The organism is Streptomyces sp. NPDC054834, from assembly GCF_053611185.1.
Map to the genome: position 1 here is coordinate 1 of NZ_JBSGZV010000034.1, position 21651 is coordinate 21651.

Sequence of the window (21651 nt, forward strand, 5' to 3'; positions counted from 1 at the left end):
ACCTTCAGGGTCACGCCCCCGTCCCGTTCACGCGGCCTCCGCGTCGAGTTCGAACCAGACCGACTTCCCCACCCCGTGCGCACGCACACCCCACGCGTCCGCGAGGGACTGCACCAGCAACAGGCCCCGGCCGTGCGTGCCGTCGTCGGCGTCCGGCACGCACAGTCGGGGTCTGCGGGCGACGAAGTCCCGGACCTCCACACGCAGTCCGCGCGATTCGACCACGGCCGTCAGGACGGCGTCGCGGTCGGTGTGCACGAGCGCGTTGGTGACGAGTTCGCTGGTGAGCAGTTCGGCTATCTCGGAGCGCCCCGGCTTCCCCCAGTGCCTGAGGAGTTCGCGCAACGCCCTGCGGACCTCGGGCACCGCCCGTAAGTCCGCCCTTCCCAGTCTCCGCCTCAGCTGGGGCGGTCGCGTCCGTTCCGTGTTGTCGGCATCTTCCCCCGCCTGCTTCGCCGAGGAGGCCCCGATGACCACGGGACCGCCCCCTCGTGCCTGCCTCTTCATGTCCCCCGCCCGCACGCCGTTGCCGTTGCCCCTCCTGGTCGAACACGTTCACGGGGATCCATGCCCCATGTGCCGGTGGGCAGTCATGCCGGGTCGGCGACGACCAGCGGTTCGGCCACCGGTCCACCGTGCCTGAGGCGCGGCTCGAGCGCCATGGCAACCGCGTTCCGGGCGAATGGGCCGCCGCAGTACGTCACGGGCGTCCCGTCACACCGGAAGGGGGGCACCCGCTTCCTGTCCCGGCGACCGCGGCCGGCCGCGCGAATCTGGCCGGAATCCACCGGTCCCCGGAGTGGCCGGTCAGGGCCGGGGTACGTTGCGCAGGTTGGAGCGCGCCATCTGGAGCATGCGGCCCACTCCGCCGTCCAGCACCATCTTCGACGCGGACAGCGCGAACCCGGTGACCATCTCGGCGCTGATCTTCGGCGGGATGGACAGCGCGTTGGGGTCGGTGACGACGTCGACGAGGGCGGGGCCATTGTGCTGGAAGGCCTCCTTCAGCGATCTGGCGAGCTGTTTGGGCTTCTCGACCCGGATCCCGAAGGCGCCGCAGGCGCGGGCCACGGCGGCGAAGTCGGGGTTGGTGTTGGCCGTGCCGTGCGCGGGCAGGCCCGCGACCAGCATCTCCAACTCGACCATGCTGAGCGAGGAGTTGTTGAAGAGCACGACCTTCACCGGCAGGTCGTACTGCACCAGGGTAAGGAAGTCGCCCATCAGCATGCTGAACCCGCCGTCCCCGGACATCGACACCACCTGGCGGCGGCGGTCGGTGAACTGGGCGCCGATCGCCATCGGCAGGGCGTTCGCCATGGACCCGTGGGAGAAGGAACCGATCACCCGGCGGCGGCCGTTGGGCGAGATGTAGCGGGCGGCCCAGACGTTGCACATCCCGGTGTCGACCGTGAACACGGCGTCGTCGGCGGCGAGTTCGTCCAGCACGGCGGCCACGTACTCGGGATGGATCGGCACGTGCCTGTCCACCTTGCGCGTGTAGGCCTTGACGACCCCCTCCAGCGCGTCCGCGTGTTTCTTCAGCATCCGGTCGAGGAACCGCCGGTCGTTCTTCTGCCGCACCCGCGGGATCAGACAGCGCAGGGTCTCGCGTACGTCGCCCCACACGGCCAGGTCCAGCCGGGACCGGCGGCCCAGCACCTCGGGCCGCACGTCCACCTGGGCGATCCGCACGTCGTCCGGGAGGAAGGCGTTGTACGGGAAGTCGGTGCCGAGCAGGATCAGCAGGTCGCACTCGTGAGTGGCCTCGTAGGCGGCGCCGTAGCCGAGCAGCCCGCTCATGCCGACGTCGTACGGGTTGTCGTACTGGATCCACTCCTTGCCGCGCAGGGCGTGTCCGACCGGTGACTTGACCTTCCCGGCGAACTCCATCACCTCGGCGTGCGCGCCGGCCGTGCCACTGCCGCAGAACAGGGTGACCCGGCCGGCCTCGTCGATCATCCGGACGAGTTCGTCGATCTCGGCGTCGCTGGGCCGGACGGTGGGCCGTGAGGTGACGAGGGCGGCCGAGGCGGCCTTCTCCGGGGCGGGCTGGGCTGCGATGTCACCGGGCAGGGACACCACGCTCACCCCGCTGCGGCCCACCGCGTGCTGGATCGCGGTCTGAAGCAGCCGGGGCATCTGCTTGGGGCTGGAGATCAGCTCGCTGTAGTGGCTGCACTCGGTGAACAGCCGGTCGGGGTGGGTCTCCTGGAAGTAGCCCAGGCCGATCTCGCTGGACGGGATGTGCGAGGCGAGGGCGAGGACCGGGGCCATGGAGCGGTGGGCGTCGTACAGCCCGTTGATGAGGTGGAGGTTGCCGGGGCCGCACGAGCCGGCGCAGGCGGCCAGCTTCCCGGTCACCTGGGCCTCGGCGCCGGCCGCGAACGCGGCGGTCTCCTCGTGGCGTACGTGGATCCAGTCGATCGCGGAGTTGCGGCGCACCGCGTCCACGACCGGGTTGAGGCTGTCGCCGACGACGCCGTACAGACGGCGCACGCCGGCGCGGACGAGGATGTCGACGAACTGCTCGGCGACGTTCTGCTTGGCCATGCCTTCCATGAATCCACACGGGCGGCGGTTACGCCTCCCACACGGCGGCCACCGTCCGGTCGTCGGCGTAGCCCTTCACCCTCACCTGGGTGTCCCCGAGGAACGCGGCGAGGCCGGGCGCGGTGCGGCCGGACCAGCGTCGTGCCAGGTAGGCGCAGAGCGCGGCCTCCCCGCGCAGCGGGTCGGCGAGGCCCGCGGTGCACATCAGCAGAGCGTCACCCGGTCGGGCGACGGAGGTGCGGAACCGGAAGGGTTCGCGGGGCGGCTCGGGGGCCGGCTCGAAGGGGCTAGGAGGTGTCGGGATGCCGAAGTCCATGGTGAGCCGGTCGCCCTCGGGCGTCTCGGCCGGCAGCGAGCCGAAGCCGACGACGGGCTCGCCGGCGGCGGAGACGGCGGAGACCTGCGGCTCTATGTCCTGCCACTCGCCGCCGCGCAGCCGGAACAGTCCGCCCGCGCCGACGCCGAAGAACACGCGCGTACGGCAGTCGGGGTGGGCGGGCAGCAGCAGGCAGCGCAGGGTGGCCGTGTACTCCACCGGGTCGACGCCCTGTTCGGTGGCGCTGGCGCGCAGCTTACCGAGGCTGCGGTCGGTGAGCCGGTGCAGACCGGACTTGAGGTCGCCGCGGCGGCCGGCCCGGATGTCCTCGACCAGGCGTGCGTGGCTGCGCCCCACGGCCCGTCCGATCCACTGGCAGGCCTCGGCCGCCACCCGGTGCGCCTCAGGTGTGGCCCGGGCCCCGGTCGCCATCGCCACCAGCACCAGCGCCTGCTCCCCGCTGCCGAACCGCGCGGTCAGCAGCGAGTCGCGGCGCGGCTCCCCCCTGAACCGCGCGGAGTCCCCGCGCACGGATGCGGCCCGCAGCGTGCAGGCCCCGTAGCGCGCCCCGTCCAGCACGGTGTCCGCGACCAGCTCGTCCAGTCCCTCCGGGTCGGCGGCCGGCAGGGCGGTGGGTTCGGGATCGTAGGTCGGCGGCCCGGACCCGACGTAGTCGACTCCGGCGGGGGGCGGTGGCAGGGCGGGCAGATCGAGGTGGGTGGCCGGGTGGACGACCTCAGGCTCCGGGGCGGCGGGGGCCACAGCCGGTTTCGGCGGTACGGAGGGGCGCGGCGGCGCGGACGCCGTGGGGCTCTCCTCGTGCGGTGGTCCGCTGTACTCCGACGACTCCCCGGCCTCACGCACCGGCTCGAACCCCGGCGGCCGCGGACCGGGCGGGAGGAGGGCCGGGGCCGGGGACGGGGGTGTGGCGGGGGGCGGTCCCCAGGGAGCGCCTTGCGACGGTGAGCTCTCGGCCGGAACGGCGGCGCGCTGCGATGGGACCGTGCCCTCGGCGGGCGGCCCCGGCGGCGCGGTCCCCGCCCCGAGCGGGTCGCCGATCCCCTCGTCGCGCGGGTCCGCGGGGCGGTCGGCCGAGTGCCGGTCCGCGCGCTCCCCGCGCTCCCCGAGCTCGCCGGAGCCGGCCTGCGAGCTCGGCTCGGCGGGACCCTGGGCGCCGACCGCTCCCGCCGCCGAGGCGAACCGGTCGTCCAGGGAATCCGCCGCGGCCGCGGGACCCGTGTCCGGGGTCGAGTCGTCGTACAACTGCCGCCACCAGTCGTCCTCGTGACGGATGGGCCTGCCCCCCTGCTGGTTCATGCCCCTAATTGTCCACCGCCGGGGCCGTATGAAAACGGGGCATCCCGAAAATCCGGCGCACCTTCCCGCCTCGAACGGCGTGCCGAGTACTCCGTCGAACGACTGTACGGGGCACTGGAGTTGCCGACGCCGGGCGGGACGAGCCGCCGGGCGGCCCCACCCCCCACAGGAGGACCGCCCGGCGACACCGAAAGTGACCCGGACCCGGATCCCCTTCACGCGCTCGCGCACGTCATGGGCCCGGGTCACCGTCTACGCGGCCGGTCCGAGCGACTCGGACGGCCGGTCCGGATTGTCACCGGCTTTCCTGAAAGCCGGCTGTGAATCCGGCCCTGGAAGCCGACGACGGTGATCGACATCGCGGTGACCACACCTGGGCAGAGTGACCGGTGGTGCGGCGATGATGTGCCGAGGCGGGCTTGCGCCGTGGCCGGTTTCCGCCACGCTTCGAACCACTTCGGACCACTTCGGAGAGGCCTCAAAACGCCTCAAGGCGCCTCAAGGCGTCTCAAGGTGTCTTGAGGGGCCTACCGGGGGTCCGCCGCAGCAGAGCGGCCAGGTCGACCGCGTCGGCCAGCGCCCGCGCGCCCTCGTCGTCGAAGTGCAGGTGGTCGCCGCAGTCGTAGGCGGACAGGATCCGCCGCGGCCGGTCCGGGTCACGGACGGCCGCGTCGAAGTCGGCGACGGCGTCGAAGGCGCCGCCCCTCCGGACGAACTCGTTGACCTGCTCCCGCACCGCCTCCCGCGCCGCCGTGAAGGCGCCGTGGCCGCCGAACGGCGTGAGGGTGGCCCCGACGACCCGGATCCCGCGGGCGTGCGCGCGGGCCACGATCGTCCGGTAGGCGTCCTCGAAGTCACGGACGTCACCGGACTGCGGGGTGCCCTTGATGATGTCGTTGATGCCCTCCAGCACGATCAGCGCCCGCACCCCGGCCCGTGCCAGGGCGTCGGCGTCGAGCCGGGTCAGCGCGCCGGGGCCGGTGCCTTCGCGCAGCAGGCGGTTGCCGGCGATCCCGGCGTTGAGGACGCCCGGGCGGTGGCGCGGGGGCAGTGCGCGCAGACGTTCGGCGAGCCGGTCGGGCCAGCGGCGGTTGGCGTCGGGGGTGGTGCAGGTGCCGTCGGTGAGGGAGTCGCCGAACGCGACGACGCTGCCGGCGGCGGGGCCTCGGACGTCGACGCCGGTGACGTAGTACCAGTGGCTGGTGGCGAGCGGATACGCGCCGCCGTCCTCGTCGGCGGCCACGTCGTCGCCGCCGTCGCCGTCGCCGTCGGGGGCGACATAGCCGGTCTGGAGGGCGGTGCGGTGGTACGTGGCGGGGCCGGCGGCGGTGGGCGTGTGGACCGTGACGAGCAGGTCGGCGGCGGCCGGTGCGGCCAGTGGCACCGGGTCGGTGACCAGCTCCCGGCCCGGCGGCACGGTGACGGTCGGGGCGCCGTCGAAGGTGGCGGTGCGCATCGTGCCGGGCACGGCGTCCGGGCCGCCCGCCCGGCGCAGGGCGACCGTGACCGCGCCGAGCGTGAGGGGCGCGGTGCCGAGTCGGTTGCTCAGGCGGACCCGGAGCACCCGCCCGCCGACGCTGAGGTGCACCACGTTGCGGATGGTGGCGCCGGGCACCGCGGACGCGGCACCGGAGGGGGCGGCCTCCCAGCTGCCGGTCCAGGCGGGCCGCGCGGTCGTCCTGGAAGGAACGGGGGAACCGGCCCCGGCCGCCGGTGTCGTACCCACCAGTGTCAGGAGCGCCGCCGCGAGGATCCGCCCGGAGTCGACCATGTGCGCCCGCCTTTCCGCAGATCCGCCGGAGGCGAAGGTGCCATACACGGAACGGACACTGACGGAACATCACCGGTGGACCACCCGCACGGCCGAACCCGGAACAGGCCGGCGGTCCTAGGCCCTGGAGCCGATGCGCCGGACGGGCGGGCGTGTTTGGCTGCTGCCATGACCGAATTCAGCGCGGCCGAGCGCGCCTACCTCCGATCGCAGCGGCTGGGACGGCTGGCCACCGTCGACCCGCGCGGTCAGCCGCAGGCGAACCCCGTGGGCTTCTTCCCGCAGGACGACGGCACCATCCTGATCGGCGGCTATGCGATGGGCCGCAGCAAGAAGTGGCGCAACCTGGAACAGAACCCCAAGGTCGCCCTCGTCGTCGACGACATCGTCAGCCTGGACCCCTGGCGGGTCCGCGGTGTCGACATCCGCGGCGAGGCCGAACTCCTCACCGGCCCGCACGACTTGGGCCCGCACCTCAGCGAGGAGGTGATCCGCATCCATCCGCGGCGGATCCACAGCTGGGGGCTGGAGGGCTAGGCGCTCCGCTCCCCCGCCACGGCGAGGTGCTGGACGGCGTACGACCGCCAGGGCCGCCAGTCGTCCGGGAGGTCGGTGCCCGGCGGGGCCACGTCGGGGTCGCCCAGGGCACGGGCGCGGACGACGGCTACGACGGCCGGGTCGAGGCCGGGCAGGGCGAGCAGTGCCGCCTCGGTGTCCTCCCGGTCGGCACCCGGGTCCAGCCGTACGGTGCCGTCGGCGAGCGCGGCGGCCAGCGCGCCCAGGGTGCCGTGCGGCTCGGCCTCGGCGAGTACGGCGGGCTCCGGGAAGAGGTGGGTGAGGCTGCCGCAGGGGGCGTCCAGCGCCTTGCCGTACCGCTGGACGAGACGCTCCGCCTCCGCCCGCCCGACCAGCGCCCGCACCGCGAGCTCGACCGGGTCGGCGGTGCCGGGCGAGCGCAGGCCCGGCCGGGCGGCGACCAGCGGGGCCAGCCGCGGATCGGCGCCGAGCCGCTCGTCGACCGCGTACGGGTCCGCGTCCAGGTCGAACAGCCGCCGCAGCCGCTGCACGGCGGTCGTCAGGTCCCGCAGGTCGGTGAGGTGCAGCCGGGCGTCGAGCCAGCCGCCCGGGTGGGCGGCCGACCCCGTCCTCGGCGCGCCCGTACGCTCCTCGACGGCGACGATTCCGGTGCCGTACGGCAGCCGCAGTGTGCGCCGGTGGGTACGGCGGCCGGGCGGACCGCTCACCTCCTCGACTCCGGGTACGGCCTCCCGCTGGAGCAGGTCGAAGACGGCGGCGGACCGGTACGGCCCCCGGTACGCGAGCCGCAGCGGGATCCCGGCGCCGGGGGTCGCGGCCCGCCGGTCCCGGGCCGAGCCGCCGGGCGCGGCGGCCCGCAGCGCGCTCGGCGTGGCGGCGTACACCGCGCGGATCGTGTCGTTGAACTGCCGCACACTGGCGAACCCGGCCGCGAACGCGATCTCCGTGACCGGCAGTTCGGTGGTCTGAAGCAGCACCCGCGCGGTGTGCGCCCGCTGCGCCCGGGCCAGCGCGACGGGGCCGGCGCCGAGCTCGGCGGTGAGCTGCCGCTGGACCTGCCGCGCGCTGTACCCCAGCCGCGCGGCGAGCCCGGCGACGCCCTCCCGGTCCACCACGCCGTCGCCGATCAGCCGCATCGCCCGGCCCACGGCGTCCGCGCGCACGTTCCACTCGGCGGACCCGGGCACGGCGTCCGGCCGGCACCGCCGGCACGCCCGGAACCCCGCCCCCTGCGCGGCGGCGGCCGTCGCGAAGAACCGCACGTTGGGCCGCTTCGGCGTCACCGCCGGGCAACTGGGCCGGCAGTAGATCCCGGTCGTCTCGACGGCGAAGAAGAACTCCCCGTCGAACCTCGCGTCCCGGCTGCGAACGGCTTCGTACCTGGTGTCTTCGTCCGTCATGCCACCCAGTGTGAGCGAGACCGGGGGCCACGGCTGGCGGAAATCGGACATGAGCCTCACCCTCACTGCCGGCAGCTTTATCAGCCCGTCCGGCGCTTGAGGACGAGGCCCGTTCAGGGCCGAAGCGGGGGTCTGGGGGCGGCAGCCCCAGTCACGTCAGCAACAGCCCCGCCCCCTACCGCCACCCCCTCCGCTTGGCCTCCATCGCGGCCTTGCCGGCGGCGCCCTTCCGCTTCCAGTCCCGCCGAAGCTCCGCACGGACCCGCGCATCGGTCTTGGCGACGATCCACTGGTTCTCCCGCATGAGCTTGCGGTAGCTCTCCAGCCGCCGCACGGGCAGCTCCCCGGAGTCGACGGCGGCCCGTACCGCGCACCCCGGCTCGCTCTCGTGCGCGCAGTCCTGGAACCGGCATCCGTCGGCCAGTTCCTGGATCTCGGAGAACACCTGCCCGACGCCCGTCTCGGCGTCGAACAGCCCCACTCCGCGCAGCCCCGGCGTGTCGATCAGCACGCCCCCGCCGGGCAGCGCGAGCAGATTGCGCGTCGTGGTGGTGTGGCGCCCCTTGCCGTCCACGTCCCGCGCGGCCCGGACGTCCATCACGTCCTCGCCGAGCAGCGCGTTGGCGAGCGTGGACTTGCCGGCGCCGGACTGCCCGAGCAGCACGCACGTACCGCCGCCGACCATGGCGGCGAGCACGTCGAGCCCGTCGCCGTGCAGCGCGCTGACGGTGAGCACCGGCACGCCCGGCGCCGTCGTCTCCACGTCCTGCACGAGATACGACAGCGTCACCGGGTCCGGCACGAGGTCGGCCTTGGTCAGCACGACCACGGGCTGCGCGCCGGACTCCCAGGCGAGGGCCAGGAACCGCTCGACGCGGCCGAGGTCGAGTTCGGCGGCCAGCGAGACGGCGATGACCGTGTGGTCGACGTTGGCGGCGAGGATCTGCCCCTCGGACCGCTTGGAGGAGGTGGACCGCACGAACGCGGTACGGCGTGGCAGAAGCGTCCGCACGTACCGCGGATCGCTGCCTTCGGGGTCGACGGCGACCCAGTCCCCCGTGCACACGACCTTCATGGGATCCCGGGGGACGACGAACTCGGTGTCGGCCCGGACGGTGCCGGGCGGGGTGACGAGGTCGCACTGACCACGGTCGACACGTACGACACGACCGGGCACGAGTCCCTGCGCGGCATGGGGAGCGAACTCCGCTTCCCATCCCTCGTCCCAGCCGTAGGGGGCCAGAGGGTGCGACGAAGCGGAAGAAGCCGAAAGAGAAGAGAGAATCAAGGGGAACCCTTCACAGGGCGGCCCCGGCCGCGCGCACTCACAGGCGCGAAGAAGACAGGAGAGATCAGCCGGAGGCCACGGAGGTGGAGTGGATGAACTTCTGGTTGCGGGCAGCGCCCACCACAGAGACAGCCATCGGTCACACCTCCCGTTTCTCACTCGGCTGACGGCAGCGGCCGACGGCCACTGCGTGAAGCGGATCTCACCCTAGAGGCGCCCGCGTTCGGGCGCCATCGATTTTCTGGCCGGGTCACAGGCCGTGCTGGTCGAGGAGCCGCATCAGGTTCCGCTTGCGCTTCTGGCCGGCACGCAGAGCGGCGAGGTACGCGGTGAACTCGTCTTCGGTGCCCAGGCGGCGATGGCAGTCGCGCATGCTCAGCAGCAGATCGGTCAGCTGCTCGTAGACGGCGTTGCCCGTCTGATTCATGAGCGGTTCGACCAGCCGGAGGTAGACCGCGAGCGCGTCGGCAGGACGGTCGGCGCGGGCCTGGTCGGCGAGGGCCAGCCACTGTCGGTCGTGTGCACGCGTTCGGGTCGCGGCCTGCCAGGCGGCGTCGACGTCGCCGTCGTCGAGGAGGGCGTCCACCACGACCGGGCCGCCGTACCAGGACTGCTGTCGCTGCCCAGCGTCGGCGTGCAGCAGCACAAGCGCCTGCTCCCGTTCGGCCTGCCAGCAGCCGGCCGCTTGTGCCGCCGTACGCAACTGCCGGTACGCGGCCAGGGAGCGGCGGGTGGCGAACTGGACGTGACGCAGGGCGACGGCGTCAAGGAGCCGGTCGGCGCGGGTGTAGCGGTCGCAGAGGTAATCGAGCAGGGCGATGTCGGGGGTGACGTCGTCGGGTGTTTCCTCAATGCCGCGTTCCGCCCACCGCAGGGACTCGTCCGGGCGGCCGGCGGTGTCCAGTTCGCGGGCGACGGTCAGATGGGTGCTGCCGTCCGGGGCGAGGTCAGCCGCGGCGACGGCGACCCATCCGTCCACGTCTCCTTCGGCCTTGGCCAGCCGTTCCATCAGGTACTTCTCGGCCCAGCCGGTGCGATTGCGGCGCCAGGCGTAAGCCGCCAACTCCCGTACCCGGAGCACCCCTTGCGCGCCGAGGATGTCCTCGTAGTCGAGGGGATCGATGCCGGTGAGATCGTCAGAGTCACCGAGCAGGTGGCCGACCAGCCACCGCGCGGTCTCGTCCGGGTCTGGGCGTGCTGCGCGGCATGCGTCGAGGTGGGCTTCGGCGAGCGCAGTCCCGATTCGACCCAGGTGACCGTCGGAGTCGTCGATCGCGTCCTGGGCCTCGCCGAGCAGCCGCATCGCCTCCCGGGACAGGGGGATCGCGTCCGCGGGCCGCCCCGCGGTGGTCAGCGCGGCGATCGCGGACACCGCCTGCGCGGCCTGTTCGCCGTAGGCGTGGGCATCGGCGTACTCGACGTAGCCGTACCGCGCGAAGGGGGCGGTGTCGAGGAGTTCCCGGATCCGGGCTCGGACCTCGACCAGGTCTCCGCGGACGCTCGCCGCCCGCAGCTCCAGCCGCCGCGCCAATTGCCGGTCCTCGGCGACCTGTTCCCGTACCAGGGCGAGCAGCTCGTCCCTGGAGAGCGCAGCCAGCCATGCATCCAGCTCCTGGGCACGAGTCCTGGCCCGGCCGCGCTGCCGCGGCACCGCCTCCGGCTCGGCCAGCGCAGTCAGGCCCAGGGCGACCAGGTGCTTGCAGAAGTTGCCCTCCATGCCGTACGGGCAGTCGCACTCCCCGGCAAGGCCGTCGGACCCGTCCAGGGTCAGCTCCGCCTGGTAGGCCTCCGCCCCGTGGACGGTGGCCGTGATCCAGCCGTCGCCGACCTCCACCGCGGTCACCGCGGCCAGATACCCTCGGCCCCGCTCGAAGGAGCGTGGCCCGGCCAGCGCCCGCAGGTCGTCCTCGTCGAAGTCCAAGTCCTGTGCCACAGAGGTATTCAACCGGAGGAGCGGAGCGACGGCCTCTCCAGTACCCGCATCCCTGTGTTGGTGGGCGTGCATGCCCACATCCGCATGCCAGGCAGTCACGGCTCACGACCCGAATCTGCTCCCGCATGCCTGGATCATGACATTTGCGTCACCGAGTTGATCACTGTGCGTACGAGGATCTCGCTGGTCACAGATCGTCGGTGTCATCCGCTGTGTCGAGACTGACTCCCAGATCCTCGGTAACTGTGTAGTTGGTCGTGCTTGTCGCGCTGACCTGGGCGGACCGAGTTGAATGGCAAAGGCTGTGGGGCCCGAGCCGCGATCGCGTTCCTGCCGTCTCCGTGTGCGGCACAGCAAGGGCAGGCCCGAGGCCCTATCTGGGAGTCACAGCGTCATGAAGGGTGAGTGCTCGGCCAGTAGGAGCTTGCGCAGTGACGAGCGGATGCGCGACAGGATGCGGCGACGTGACGATGTAGGTGCAGACATGGCTCCCCCGGCAGCGGTAAGGTACGCATTGCCGCGTACCTAACGTAAGGTACGCGCACATGCGTACCTTGTCGAGGGGTGGAGTGATGGCGGCGGGTGAGTTGGCGCATCCTCGGGTTGAGGAACTGGAAGTGGGGGCCATCCTTTTGGCACTGGCTGATGCGAACCGGCGTCGGGTCGTGGCTGAACTGGCCGCGGGACCGGAGGAGGAGCGGTTGTGTGCTTCCTTCGATCTGCCGGTGGGCAAGTCCAGTCGCACCCGTCACTGGCGCGTCTTGCGTGAGGCGGGCTTGGTGTATCAGCGCGATGCCGGGAACGGGCTGTACATGCGCCTGCGGAAAGAGGATCTGGACCGCCGCTTTCCGGGCTTGATCGAGGCTGTCATCTCGGCGGATTAGGCGTGTCCGAAGCTGATCCAGCGTGTGCTGCCGGCCTCGAATCATTCAGCTCTGCGGGCTTCGGCGCCTGCCGGGCGCCGATGGGCCCCAGCCGTGACCGGAAATGGTCACCGGGTTGGGTGATCGGTGCTCTGTTGCACCGGGTCAGGGACCGATGACGAGGAGATGACTGCCAGCTCACGTGCGCGTTCATTCAACTCGGCTGCTGCCCGTACGAGGCGAGCCGCCCGTCGTATCCGCCCGCGCTGTTCGACTTCGTCGCTGCGTGAGCGGGGTGGTGATGTGGTCGCCGTCGAGCCTGGTGACGCGATGGTCGTCGAGTTTCGTCGGGTGCTCCCGGACGTGCCGATCGCGCGAGGAGACGGCGATGCCCTGCCCCTCGCCGATTCCTCGCACGACCTCATCACGTTCGCGCAGTCCTGGCGGTGGACCGACACCGGCCGTTCCGTTCCGGAGGCCCTGCGGGTCCTGCGCACGGACGGTGCGCTCGCGATCTGGTGGAACACCACCGCCTTCGATGCTTGATGCCACTGGCCGTCACCCGATGGCCCGCTTCCCTCAGCTCGGCCGCCTTGGCCCGCTCGCGTTCGGCCAGCGAATGCCGCTTGGGGTCGAACTCCGGTCGCGGCACTGCCCCTTGGGAAGCATCCCGTGGCAGACCGCGCAGCACCTCCAGGATGTGACTCTCCCATCAACGGGCTTGGTCAGCGGCCTTCTTGGGGAACTCTGCGATCCGGGCAGTCGGCGGAATCCGTCGCCGCTCCTTCGGATGCGTATGCCGTGTGTGGTGTCCTCCACGGCGGGAGCTTGAGCGGTGCCCGGTGGGTCGTACCGGGCACCGCAGCACCTGGCCCTCGGAACGCTTCGAGGACGTCGACCGCACGAACGCGGTACGACGCGGCGGCAGCGTCCGTCTGTACCGCGGGTCGCTGCCTTCCCCCGCGCGCACGACCTTCATCGGGTCGCGGGGGACGAGGAACCCGGTGTCGGCACGGACGGTTGCGGCTGGGGTGACGACGTCGCATTGGCGCCCATCACAGAGACAGCCATCGGTCGCACCTCCCCTTCCTCACCCGGCCGAAAGCGACGGCCACCAGCCGCCGCCGCGATGTGCACTCGCCATAGTGGGGGGACCACGGCGGGTACCACCGATCATCCCCGCAACATCCAGCTCGCTGTTCGCACCCGACTCTTGACGCCCAACCACAGGCTGCCCAGAATCGCAGGACTGTCAACGACCAACCAGAAGGCACACATGGCCTCTGCAAGGGAACCACTTCTCACGGCATCCGGCGTCTTCAAGCGATTCGGCCACGTCCAGGCGCTCCAGGGCGCGGACTTCACTGCGTACCCCGGCGAGGTCGTCGCCCTGATCGGTGACAACGGTGCCGGCAAGTCGACTTTGGTGAACGTACTGTCGGGCGTGGTCGCCCCGGACGGCGGCGAGGTCCGCCTGGAGGGGGTGCCGGTCCGGTTCACCGGGCCGATGGACGCGCAGCGCCACGGCCTCGAGACCGTCTACCAGGATCTTTCGTTGGCGCCCGACCTCGACGCGGCGGCCAATCTGTACCTCGGCCGGGAACTTGTGCGCGGTGGTGTCCTGGGCCGCCTGGGTGTGCTGGACCGGCCCGCCATGCGGCGGGAGGCGGTCAAGGCGTTCGCCGAGCTCGGTGTGGAACTGAAGGACGTGACCGCTCCGGTGACAACGTTGTCTGGAGGTCAGCGGCAGTCCGTGGCCGTGGCTCGCGCGGTCGCGTTCGCCAACAAGGTCATCTTCATGGACGAGCCGACCGCCGCACTGGGCGTCGTGCAGCGCGCCCGCGTTCTGGAGACCGTGCGCAGGGTCGCCGACCAGGGCATCTGCACCGTGCTGATCAGCCACAACATGCCCGAGGTGCTGTCGGTGGCGGACCGGGTCGAGGTGCTGCGGCTGGGCCGGCGGGTCGCCTCGTTCACCGCGGCCGGCACCACGATCGAGGAGCTCGTCGGGGCCATGACCGGATCGCTGGACGACCCCGCGCGGCAGGACCAGGCCCTCGGCCCGGCCGCGGTGAAGGAATCGGAGGACGGGAGATGACCGCCGACAGCCAGAAGACCCGGCCGCCCGCTCCGGCGCAGGATCCGCCCGTTCCCCCTCGCACGGGGGCGGCGGTCCCCGTGTGGCTGCGGCGGGCGGCCGGCATCAGCGAAGTGTGGACCTTCGTGATCCTCGCGGCGCTGGTCGCGTTCTTCACCATCGCCGCGCCCGGCAAGTTCTTCACCACGTACGACCTCACGCAGATCGCCGTGAACGCCTCCATCTATCTGGTGCTCGGTGTCGGCATGACGTACGTGATCATCACGGCGGGCATCGATCTGTCCATCGGCTCGGTCCTCGTCCTGGCCGCGGTGGCCGCGGGCGAGTACAACATCCACCACGGCGGGGCCGACGCGGGCTGGGGCACGATCGCGGTGTGCGTCCTGATCGCCCTCGCCGTCGGCACCGCGTGGGGCGCCCTCCAGGGAGCGGTGGTGGCGACCGGGAAGGTGCCCCCGCTGATCGTGACGCTCGGCGGCCTCGGTGCGGCGCTCGGCCTGGCCGAACTCGCCACGGGCGGCCAGGATCCGGCCGGGGCGGCCGCCACCCGTCTCCAGAACAGTCTCGGCTTCGGCAAGGTGCTCGGCATCCCGTGGATGGTGGTCCTGGCGGCGGCTGTCACCGCCGTGTTCGGCGCGGTGCTGGCCGGTACGAGGTTCGGCGAGCACACCCTGGCGATCGGCTCCAACCCGGCCGCCGTGCGGCGCGCGGGCGTCTCGGTGGGGCGGCACCTGATCAAGGTGTACGGGCTGATGGGTCTGCTGGCCGGACTGGGCGCGGTGATGTGGCTGGCCTCGTACGGCACGACGTCCATCGCCGGGCACTCCACCGACAACCTCAAGGTGATCACCGCGGTGGTCCTCGGCGGTACCAGCCTGTTCGGCGGGCGCGGATCGGTGCTGGGCACCGTGATCGGCGTGTTCATCCCCGCCGTGCTCACCACCGGACTGATCGTCATCGGCGTCCAGCAGTACTGGCAGGACGTGGCGGTGGGCGTCGTGCTGGTGGCGGCCGTCTACATCGACCAGATGCGCAGGAAGACCCGAGAGCGCTCATGACCAAGGAGAGCACCGTCATGTCCAAGTCGAGTATGCGGAGTATGTCGAGCGTGCCGAGTATGCCGAGCGTGTCGAGTATGCCGCCCATGTCACGCCAGCCGGGCCTTCGCGGCAGGCGCAGGCTGCTGGTCGCCGCGGGTGTCGTGCTGGCCCTGACCGGCGCGGCCGCGTGCGGTTCGTCGGACAGCGGCGGTTCCGGGTCCTCGGGCGGTGCCGCCCACAAGAAGGTCCGGCTGATCACCGGTGTGAAGAGCGACCCCTTCTACATCACCATGACCTGCGCCGCCAAGGCCGAGGCCAAGGCCAAGGGCATGGACTTCACCGCCGACGGTTCCGCGCAGTGGGACGTGTCGGTCCAGCGGCCCCTCCTCGACTCCGTCGCGGCGGCCCGGCCCGACGGGCTGATGATCTCGCCGGTCGACACCAGCGCGCTCACCCCCTCGCTCAAGCTGATCCAGTCGTCCGGAACGAAGGTCGCGCTCGTGGACACCACGGTCAGCGACTCGTCGGTCGGCATCACCCGCATCTCGTCCGACAACGAGAAGGGCGGCCGGGTCGCCGCCGACGCGCTCGCCAAGCTGATGAACGAGAAGGGCTCGGTGATCGTGATCAGCGTCAAGCCCGGCGTCTCCACCACCGATGCCCGGATCAAGGGCTTCACCGAGGAGATGGCCAAGTACCCGGGCATCAAGGTGCTGCCCACGCTCTACGACAACGACCTGCCGGCCACCGCGGCCTCCCAGATCCAGTCGACGCTGGCGGCACACCCCGACCTGGGCGGCGCCTTCGCGGGCAACACCAACACCGGCCAGGGCATCGCCACCGGCCTCAAACAGGCGGGCAAGCAGGGCAAGGTCAAGGTCGCCGCCTTCGACGCCGAGCCCGATGAGATCGCCGCGCTCAAGGCGGGCACCCTACAGGTTCTGGTCGCCCAGGATCCGGCGGGGATCGGCAGGCAGGCCGTCGACCAGCTCGCCGCCGCTTTCGAGGGCAAGTCCGTCGAGAAGTCGGTGGGCACCGGGATGGTCGCCATCACGAAGGCCAACATGAACAAGCCCGCGGTCAGCAAGTACTTCTACAAGTCGGGCTGCTGACCGGGCCACCCGCGGCGGCCGGTGGACCCCCTCGCTCGTCGGGGGTCCACCGGCCGCGCTACTTCGCGCAGCTCTCGCCGTTGAGCGTGAAGTCGTACGGCTCCGTGTTGCTGCCGTGCCAGGAGGCGATGAAGCCGAAGGAGAGGCTGCCGCCCGCGGCGACGGACTTGTTGTAGTCGGCGGCGGCGGCGGTGACACGGGAGCCGTTCTGGGTGACGCTCGCGTCCCACATCTGGCCGACCGACTGGCCGTTGCGGAAGGACCAGGCGACGCTCCAGCCGGACAGGGCCTCGTCGGTGGTGACGGTGACGGTGGCCTGGAAGCCGTCGGGCCACTGGTTGACGAGGTTGTACTCCACCCGGCATTGGGCCGAGGTGCCGGTGCCGCCAGTGCCGCCGGTGGTGGCGTTGCTGCTGGGGGTCTCGTGGGCGGTGGAGGAGGAGGTGCCCTGCGGTTCCGGGTCGGAGTCGGAGCCGACGGGATCGGCGGGGTCGGACTTGCTCGCCGGACCGCGCGAGGACGGGCCGGTGGAGCGGGACGCCGAGGCGGAGGGCAGCGGGGCCGCGTTCGGCAGGGAAGGGCTGGGGTCGGCGACCGGCTGGCGGTCGTCGCGGGCGGCCGCGGTGTCGTGACCGGAGCCGAACGGCATCATCGACACCCCGAGCGCCAGCATCGACAGCAGTACGGCGGCGCCGAGCAGCCCGTTGCGCACGACCCGGTGGCGGTGCGCGGCGTCCTTGGGCTCCCCGGTCTCCGGGTCCTGCTGCTGAGGGCGCGCCTTGCCCTGACGTACCTCCACGGCCCGGCGGCGGCGCTCGAGGTAGGCGAGGCCGCCCCAGCCGATCACGCCGCCGGCCAGGGCCGCGGGTATGCCACCGCCGTGCAGTCGCAGGCAGGCGGCGGCCTCCGCGCACTGCACGCAGGTGGCGAGGTGCCGCAAGAGGTCTTCGGGGGTGCCGGCGGCGGACGAGCGGGTGACCGCGTCGAGGAGACGCGCGTAGCTGCGGCACTGCGCGTCCATCGGCGAGTCGACGTGGGCGCGGTGGCAGCGGTCCCGGAACAGGCCGCGGACCTGGTCCAGTTCGCGGGCCGCCTCGGCCGGGTCGAGGCCCAGGCGGCGGGCGACGGCGGGCAGCGGCAGCGCCTCCACCTCGGCCAGCCACAGCAGCGACGCGTCCGCGTCCTGCATGTCCCGCAGGCCGCGCAGGGCGACCGGGCGCAGCAGGGGCGGTCCGGTGTAGCGGGCGGCCTTGTCGGAGTTGAGCCACAGCCTGAGGTCGGGATCGAGCTTGTGGCCGAGACCGTCGGCCTCCCAGGCCGCCGCCGTGCTGCGCACGGCGGTGAGCAGCAGGGGGGTCATGGGCAGCCGGGCGGGCCGGCGGCCGGCGCCACGCCCGGGGGAGGCGTCGGCGGCGCGGACCTCCCGCAGGCCGAGCGCGAAGGCCTCCGTGGCCAGCTGGTTGGCCGAGGCGGCGCCGGAGGTGCACAGATCGGCATAGGAGAGCACCGCGTCCCAGTACTCGGAGAACAGCGCGGCCTCGGCGGCGTCCTGGGGCTTCGGCAGGTCGGGCATGGGTCTCCTGCATCCACGAGCGAGGTCAACTCACCAGACTGGTAAGGGAGTTGGGGGGAACCTCGCGGCAGGGCCAGAGCCTTTCACGTCTCCGACACAACTGACAAGCGGCATATTCAAAACCGGTTGCCGGTAGCCCACGACCATGCTCCCGCCCCGCGTGTCAGCCCAGATGATACGGACATGACGACCGGGGTGGGCGCACGCGTGCCCACCGTGACCCGCATCTCCGGCCTCTTGTACGGACGGGACCGCGTTTCCACTCACCGTCCGTCGCGGAAGGATTACACCTGCGCCGGTTCCTCCGCCGGATCCCGCGCCGGAAGGCTGTCCATGAAGGAGCTGACGGAGAACACGGCGCGTCCGGGTCCGGGCGGGCCGTAGCCGGGGGGCGAGGAGAGGCCGAAGTCGTCCATGGTCTGGCGATAGGCCTGGAGCAGCCGGATGTGGTACTCCAGCGGCGCGCCCTGCGGGTTGGCCTTGCCGAGCGGCGTGGTGGGCTCGGGGCACCAGGTGGTGAAGCGGGGCGTGATGCCGTGCGACATGAAGAAGCGCAGGCCCTCCGTGGTGGAGGCGATGGCCTCGTCGACGGTCGTGAAGCCGAAGGGCTCGGCCATCTCCACGCCCGCGACGAAGTTGGGGATGACGTTGCGGGCGCCGAAGATCTCCGCCGAGTCCAGGATCCGCCGGTGCCACTCGTCCCGGCCGACGTAGCGCTCCTTGCCCGGGCAGTACAGCTCGAACAGACGGCGGTCCCACACCTCGTAGTTCGGGTGGTAGATCTGCACGCCGTAGTCCTTGAACCGCTGCACGTCGTCGCGCGGCAGCGCCTGGGCGACGACCTTGCCGATCCAGCGGCCCGGGAAGCGCTCCTCGATGGCCTTGGCGTAGTGGCCGTAGAAGTCGGCCTCGTCGCGCCCGGCGACCGTCTTGGTGATGGCGCCGCCGGTGAGGGTGTAGGCGGTGGACGCCTTCTGGGTGTCGTACCGGTCGATGATCTCCAGCGCCTCGAGGACCTCCTCCACGTCCTTGACACCGGTGTACGGCCGGCCGGCCGCCTTGTGCTGGCGCCAGTTGTGGTTGATGTCGCAGTACTGGCACTCCTCCTTGGCGCCGAAGTACTGGCAGACCCGGAAGACGGTCAGGTAGATCAGGTAGCCCCACTGGATGGTCGGGGCGACCTCCATCACGGACTTCCCGTTGGACAGGGTGTGCCGGTAGTACTCGGGCATCGGGGGCACGCCGACGTCCGCGATCCGCTTCCCGTCGAGGTACAGCCCGAGCAGCCCCTCGCCGTCGGCGGCGACCCGGTAGGGCGAGGCCGGGTTGACGCGCACAGAGACGACGGTGCGCCGCAGGTCGTACGGGCCGCCGGTGAGGATGATCTCCTCGGGGGGCCGGCGCAGCGCGGCCTCGCCGAGCTCGGGCAGGGTGCCGTGGTCGAAGGAGAAGATGAAGTACGACTTCGGCTTGACCTCGCCGCTCTCGTTGTCGGACAGCGCGGACGCGTCGAAGGCGACCCCGCCCCGGAGCAGGTCCTCCTTGAAGACGGCTTCCCGGGGTACGTGGGGGAACCTCTCCATCAGATCCTCGACCAGCGCGGTGCGGCTGCCCATCCCGTGTCTCCTCCCGGCTCAGGCGTTCGACTCCTCACGGTATGCCCCCGCCTGTACGACTGCCCGGCCGGGTCCCCCCAAGGGTGAGGTGTCGGCCGCCGGAGGGTGAGGGGTCAGCCACCCGTCCGCAGCGTCGACTCCCGCAGCACCACATGGGTGCCCAGCACCAGATGCTGGCCGTCGGGCAGCTCGTCGCGGTGCAGCGCCAGGCGGACGGCGGCGCGGCCCAGCTCCTCCTGGGGGACGTGCACGGTGGTGAGCGCGGGATACACGTCGCGGGCGACCGGGATGTCGTCGTATCCGGCGACCGCGACATCGTCGGGGATGCGCCGGCCCGCCTCGCGCAGGGCCTGGACGACCCCGGTGGCGATCATGTCGGTGGCGGCGAAGATCGCGGTGAACTCCACGCCCGTGTCCAGGAGTTCGCGGGTGGCCCGGTAGCCGTACGAACGGGAGAAGGCGCCGTCGAGGATCAGGGCGGGATCCGGGGTCAGACCGAGGAGTTCGTGGGCCCGGGTGAAGCCGCGGATGCGCCGGCCGCTGGTGGACAGGCCGGGGACCCGGCCGAGGTAGGCGATGCGCCGGTGGCCGGCGGACAGCAGATGGGTGGTCAGGGCGAAGGCGCCGCCCTCGTTGTCGTAGTCGACGACCGTGGCGGGCACGCCCGGTCCGAGCGGCGGGCGGCCGACCAGGACCAGCCGGGAGCCGGCCCGGTCGAGGGCGTGCGCGAAGTGGGTCATGCGGTCCTGGTAGGCCTTGTCCTCCCAGGCCCCGCCGACCACGATCACCGCGTCCGCCCGCTGCTCGCGCATGGTCTCGACGACGGCGAGGATGCGGCGCGGGTCGCCGTGCGTGGTGCACAGCATGCACAGACGGCCCTCCGCGGAGGCCTGCTCCTCCACCCCGCGCGCGATGTGGGCGTAGAAGGGGCCGGTGACGTCGTCGACGACGAAGGCGACCGTCTTGTTGGTGGCGCCGCCGAGGGCCCGGGCGTGCGCGTTGACCACGTAGTCCAGTTCGCGCATGGCCTTGTGGACCCTGGCGCGGGTGGTCTCGGCGACCGGGTAGGTGCCGCCGAGGACGCGGGAGACGGTCGAGGCCGAGACGCCGGCGCGCGCGGCGACGTCCCGCACGGTCGAGGCGTCGCCGCCCGCCGTCTGCGCCCGCCTGGCCGTGGTCACGCCGCCCGCTCCAGCACGGTGTGGTCGATCGCGTACGCCAGCCGGCTCCCGCTCACCAGCCGTTCGGCCTCGTCCACGACCGTCTGTCCGAGGCGGGCCACCTCGTTGCCCTGGGAGCCGGCGAGATGGGGGGTGACGAAGGCGTTGGGCAGGTCGAAGAGCGGCGAGTCGGCGGGCAGCGGCTCGGGGTCGGTGACGTCGAGGACGGCGCTCAGACGTCCGGCGCGCAGTTCGGTGACCAGGGCGTCGTGGTCGACGAGCGAGCCGCGCGCGGTGTTGATCAGGACCGAGCCGGTGGGCATCAGGGCGAGTTCGCGGGCGCCGACGAGGTGCCGGGTCTCCGGGGTCTGCGGGGCGTGCACGGTGACGATGTCCGAGGTGCGCAGCAGTTCGTCCAGCGTGACGAGGGGGACGCCGAGCCGGGCGGCCTCCGCCTCGTCGACGTAGGGGTCGGCGAGGCTCACCCTCAGGTCGTAGGGGCGCAGCAGCTCGATCAGCCGGCGGCCGATGCGGGAGGCGCCGACGACGCCCACGCGGCGGCCGTAGTTGCCGATGCCGGGGAGGATGTCGCCGTAGGGGAATGCGCGGCGGGTGCGCAGCTGGTCGCGGTAGCCGAACACGTCCTTCCCGGCGAGCAGGATCATGGCCAGGGTGTACTCGGCGACGGGCAGCGCGTTGGCGGCGGCGGCCGAGGAGACCGCGATGCCGCGCCGCCAGACCTCCTCGGTGGTGAAGCCCTTGACCGAGCCGGCCGCGTGCAGCACCGCGCGCAGCCTGGGGGCCGCGTCGAGGGCGGCCGCGTCCAGGCGGGGGCAGCCCCAGCCGGTGATGAGGACCTCCGTGCGGGCGAGCGTCTCCCGGATCCGTGGGTCGGTGAAGTCGCGTGCCACCAGAGTGGGATCGATTTCTACGTACTCGCACAGCCGGGCGAGCACCTCCGGCGGGAAGATGTGCGGCACGTTCTGGTCCGACATGGCGAACAGTGCCTGGGGACGCTCGGGCAAGGAAGTGACCTTCCAGCTCGGTGACGCATGGATAGCAACCGGTCTCTACGGT

General features: G+C 72.0%; 16 protein-coding genes and 2 pseudogenes. 6 read left to right on the forward strand and 12 right to left on the reverse strand.

Features of this window, described 5'->3' with window-relative positions; all coding sequences use genetic code 11:
- Nucleotides 1–27 precede the first annotated feature (27 nt).
- The 4 genes from ACWGJM_RS33905 to ACWGJM_RS33920 all read right to left on the reverse strand — a co-directional run bounded on the left by ACWGJM_RS33905 (nt 28) and on the right by ACWGJM_RS33920 (nt 5954).
- Nucleotides 28–507 (reverse strand): ATP-binding protein, encoded by a 480-nt coding sequence (locus ACWGJM_RS33905; protein WP_453415592.1) that lies wholly within the window; start codon nt 505–507, stop codon nt 28–30.
- Between the two features lie 300 nt (nt 508–807).
- Nucleotides 808–2550 (reverse strand): pyruvate dehydrogenase, encoded by a 1743-nt coding sequence (locus ACWGJM_RS33910; RefSeq protein WP_453415593.1) that lies wholly within the window; start codon nt 2548–2550, stop codon nt 808–810.
- Nucleotides 2551–2578: 28 nt separating this feature from the next.
- Nucleotides 2579–4183, reverse strand: coding sequence for a protein phosphatase 2C domain-containing protein (locus ACWGJM_RS33915; RefSeq protein WP_453415594.1), 1605 nt, complete (start codon nt 4181–4183; stop codon nt 2579–2581).
- A gap of 508 nt (nt 4184–4691) precedes the next feature.
- Nucleotides 4692–5954, reverse strand: coding sequence for an SGNH/GDSL hydrolase family protein (locus tag ACWGJM_RS33920; protein ID WP_453415595.1), 1263 nt, complete (start codon nt 5952–5954; stop codon nt 4692–4694).
- Nucleotides 5955–6122: 168 nt separating this feature from the next.
- Between ACWGJM_RS33920 and ACWGJM_RS33925 the strand changes: the two genes are divergently transcribed.
- Nucleotides 6123–6491, forward strand: coding sequence for a PPOX class F420-dependent oxidoreductase (locus ACWGJM_RS33925; protein ID WP_453415596.1), 369 nt, complete (start codon nt 6123–6125; stop codon nt 6489–6491).
- On the opposite strand, the gene ACWGJM_RS33930 is transcribed toward ACWGJM_RS33925, so the two are convergent.
- The 3 genes from ACWGJM_RS33930 to ACWGJM_RS33940 all read right to left on the reverse strand — a co-directional run bounded on the left by ACWGJM_RS33930 (nt 6488) and on the right by ACWGJM_RS33940 (nt 11112).
- A complete protein-coding gene (locus ACWGJM_RS33930; protein ID WP_453415597.1) occupies nt 6488–7891 on the reverse strand; it encodes an AlkA N-terminal domain-containing protein in 1404 nt (467 codons plus the stop codon). The genes ACWGJM_RS33925 and ACWGJM_RS33930 overlap by 4 nt on opposite strands.
- A gap of 175 nt (nt 7892–8066) precedes the next feature.
- The gene (rsgA, locus tag ACWGJM_RS33935; RefSeq protein ID WP_453415598.1) at nt 8067–9179 is read right to left on the reverse strand and encodes a ribosome small subunit-dependent GTPase A; all 1113 of its coding nucleotides are present in this window, start codon (nt 9177–9179) and stop codon (nt 8067–8069) included.
- Between the two features lie 250 nt (nt 9180–9429).
- Nucleotides 9430–11112 carry an SWIM zinc finger family protein gene (locus ACWGJM_RS33940; protein ID WP_453415599.1) on the reverse strand — a complete coding sequence of 561 codons (1683 nt, stop codon included), beginning with the start codon at nt 11110–11112 and terminating at the stop codon, nt 9430–9432.
- A 572-nt stretch (nt 11113–11684) separates the two neighbouring features.
- Here ACWGJM_RS33940 and ACWGJM_RS33945 point away from each other — a divergent pair.
- Nucleotides 11685–11996, forward strand: a complete 312-nt coding sequence (locus ACWGJM_RS33945) for an ArsR/SmtB family transcription factor (RefSeq protein WP_329533144.1) — start codon at nt 11685–11687, stop codon at nt 11994–11996.
- Between the two features lie 165 nt (nt 11997–12161).
- Nucleotides 12162–12515, forward strand: a pseudogene (locus ACWGJM_RS33950) (class I SAM-dependent methyltransferase); the annotation flags it as partial.
- 310 nt (nt 12516–12825) lie between these two features.
- On the opposite strand, the pseudogene ACWGJM_RS33955 reads toward ACWGJM_RS33950, so the two are convergent.
- Nucleotides 12826–13032, reverse strand: a pseudogene (locus ACWGJM_RS33955) (ribosome small subunit-dependent GTPase A); the annotation flags it as partial.
- A gap of 219 nt (nt 13033–13251) precedes the next feature.
- Here ACWGJM_RS33955 and ACWGJM_RS33960 point away from each other — a divergent pair.
- The 3 genes from ACWGJM_RS33960 to ACWGJM_RS33970 all read left to right on the forward strand — a co-directional run bounded on the left by ACWGJM_RS33960 (nt 13252) and on the right by ACWGJM_RS33970 (nt 16225).
- Nucleotides 13252–14073, forward strand: a complete 822-nt coding sequence (locus tag ACWGJM_RS33960; protein ID WP_453415600.1) for an ATP-binding cassette domain-containing protein — start codon at nt 13252–13254, stop codon at nt 14071–14073.
- The gene (locus ACWGJM_RS33965) at nt 14070–15131 is read left to right on the forward strand and encodes an ABC transporter permease (protein WP_453415601.1); all 1062 of its coding nucleotides are present in this window, start codon (nt 14070–14072) and stop codon (nt 15129–15131) included. The genes ACWGJM_RS33960 and ACWGJM_RS33965 overlap by 4 nt, the downstream gene beginning before the upstream one ends.
- An 86-nt stretch (nt 15132–15217) precedes the next feature.
- The gene (locus ACWGJM_RS33970) at nt 15218–16225 is read left to right on the forward strand and encodes an ABC transporter substrate-binding protein (RefSeq protein WP_453415602.1); all 1008 of its coding nucleotides are present in this window, start codon (nt 15218–15220) and stop codon (nt 16223–16225) included.
- 58 nt (nt 16226–16283) lie between these two features.
- Here the strand turns inward: ACWGJM_RS33970 and ACWGJM_RS33975 are convergent, their stop codons facing one another.
- The 4 genes from ACWGJM_RS33975 to ACWGJM_RS33990 form a co-directional block, all read right to left on the reverse strand.
- Nucleotides 16284–17798 (reverse strand): cellulose-binding domain-containing protein, encoded by a 1515-nt coding sequence (locus tag ACWGJM_RS33975; protein WP_453415603.1) that lies wholly within the window; start codon nt 17796–17798, stop codon nt 16284–16286.
- Nucleotides 17799–18082: 284 nt separating this feature from the next.
- The gene (locus ACWGJM_RS33980) at nt 18083–19414 is read right to left on the reverse strand and encodes a radical SAM protein (protein ID WP_453415604.1); all 1332 of its coding nucleotides are present in this window, start codon (nt 19412–19414) and stop codon (nt 18083–18085) included.
- 113 nt (nt 19415–19527) lie between these two features.
- On the reverse strand, nt 19528–20595 hold the full coding sequence (locus ACWGJM_RS33985) for a LacI family DNA-binding transcriptional regulator (protein WP_453415605.1): 1068 nt from the start codon (nt 20593–20595) through the stop codon (nt 19528–19530).
- Complete coding sequence (locus ACWGJM_RS33990) at nt 20592–21599, reverse strand: hydroxyacid dehydrogenase (RefSeq protein ID WP_453415606.1); 1008 nt, start codon at nt 21597–21599, stop codon at nt 20592–20594. Before ACWGJM_RS33990 ends, ACWGJM_RS33985 begins: the two co-directional genes overlap by 4 nt.
- Nucleotides 21600–21651 lie beyond the last annotated feature (52 nt).

Bases quoted from the DNA above. Each gene is read 5' to 3' on its own strand.
- ACWGJM_RS33905 (WP_453415592.1), bottom strand. From the start codon at position 507: ATGAAGAGGCAGGCACGAGGGGGCGGTCCCGTGGTCATCGGGGCCTCC.
- ACWGJM_RS33910 (WP_453415593.1), bottom strand. From the start codon at position 2,550: ATGGCCAAGCAGAACGTCGCCGAGCAGTTCGTCGACATCCTCGTCCGC.
- ACWGJM_RS33915 (WP_453415594.1), bottom strand. From the start codon at position 4,183: ATGAACCAGCAGGGGGGCAGGCCCATCCGTCACGAGGACGACTGGTGG.
- ACWGJM_RS33920 (WP_453415595.1), bottom strand. From the start codon at position 5,954: ATGGTCGACTCCGGGCGGATCCTCGCGGCGGCGCTCCTGACACTGGTG.
- ACWGJM_RS33925 (WP_453415596.1), top strand. From the start codon at position 6,123: ATGACCGAATTCAGCGCGGCCGAGCGCGCCTACCTCCGATCGCAGCGG.
- ACWGJM_RS33930 (WP_453415597.1), bottom strand. From the start codon at position 7,891: ATGACGGACGAAGACACCAGGTACGAAGCCGTTCGCAGCCGGGACGCG.
- ACWGJM_RS33945 (WP_329533144.1), top strand. From the start codon at position 11,685: ATGGCGGCGGGTGAGTTGGCGCATCCTCGGGTTGAGGAACTGGAAGTG.
- ACWGJM_RS33960 (WP_453415600.1), top strand. From the start codon at position 13,252: ATGGCCTCTGCAAGGGAACCACTTCTCACGGCATCCGGCGTCTTCAAG.
- ACWGJM_RS33965 (WP_453415601.1), top strand. From the start codon at position 14,070: ATGACCGCCGACAGCCAGAAGACCCGGCCGCCCGCTCCGGCGCAGGAT.
- ACWGJM_RS33970 (WP_453415602.1), top strand. From the start codon at position 15,218: ATGTCACGCCAGCCGGGCCTTCGCGGCAGGCGCAGGCTGCTGGTCGCC.
- ACWGJM_RS33975 (WP_453415603.1), bottom strand. From the start codon at position 17,798: ATGCCCGACCTGCCGAAGCCCCAGGACGCCGCCGAGGCCGCGCTGTTC.
- ACWGJM_RS33980 (WP_453415604.1), bottom strand. From the start codon at position 19,414: ATGGGCAGCCGCACCGCGCTGGTCGAGGATCTGATGGAGAGGTTCCCC.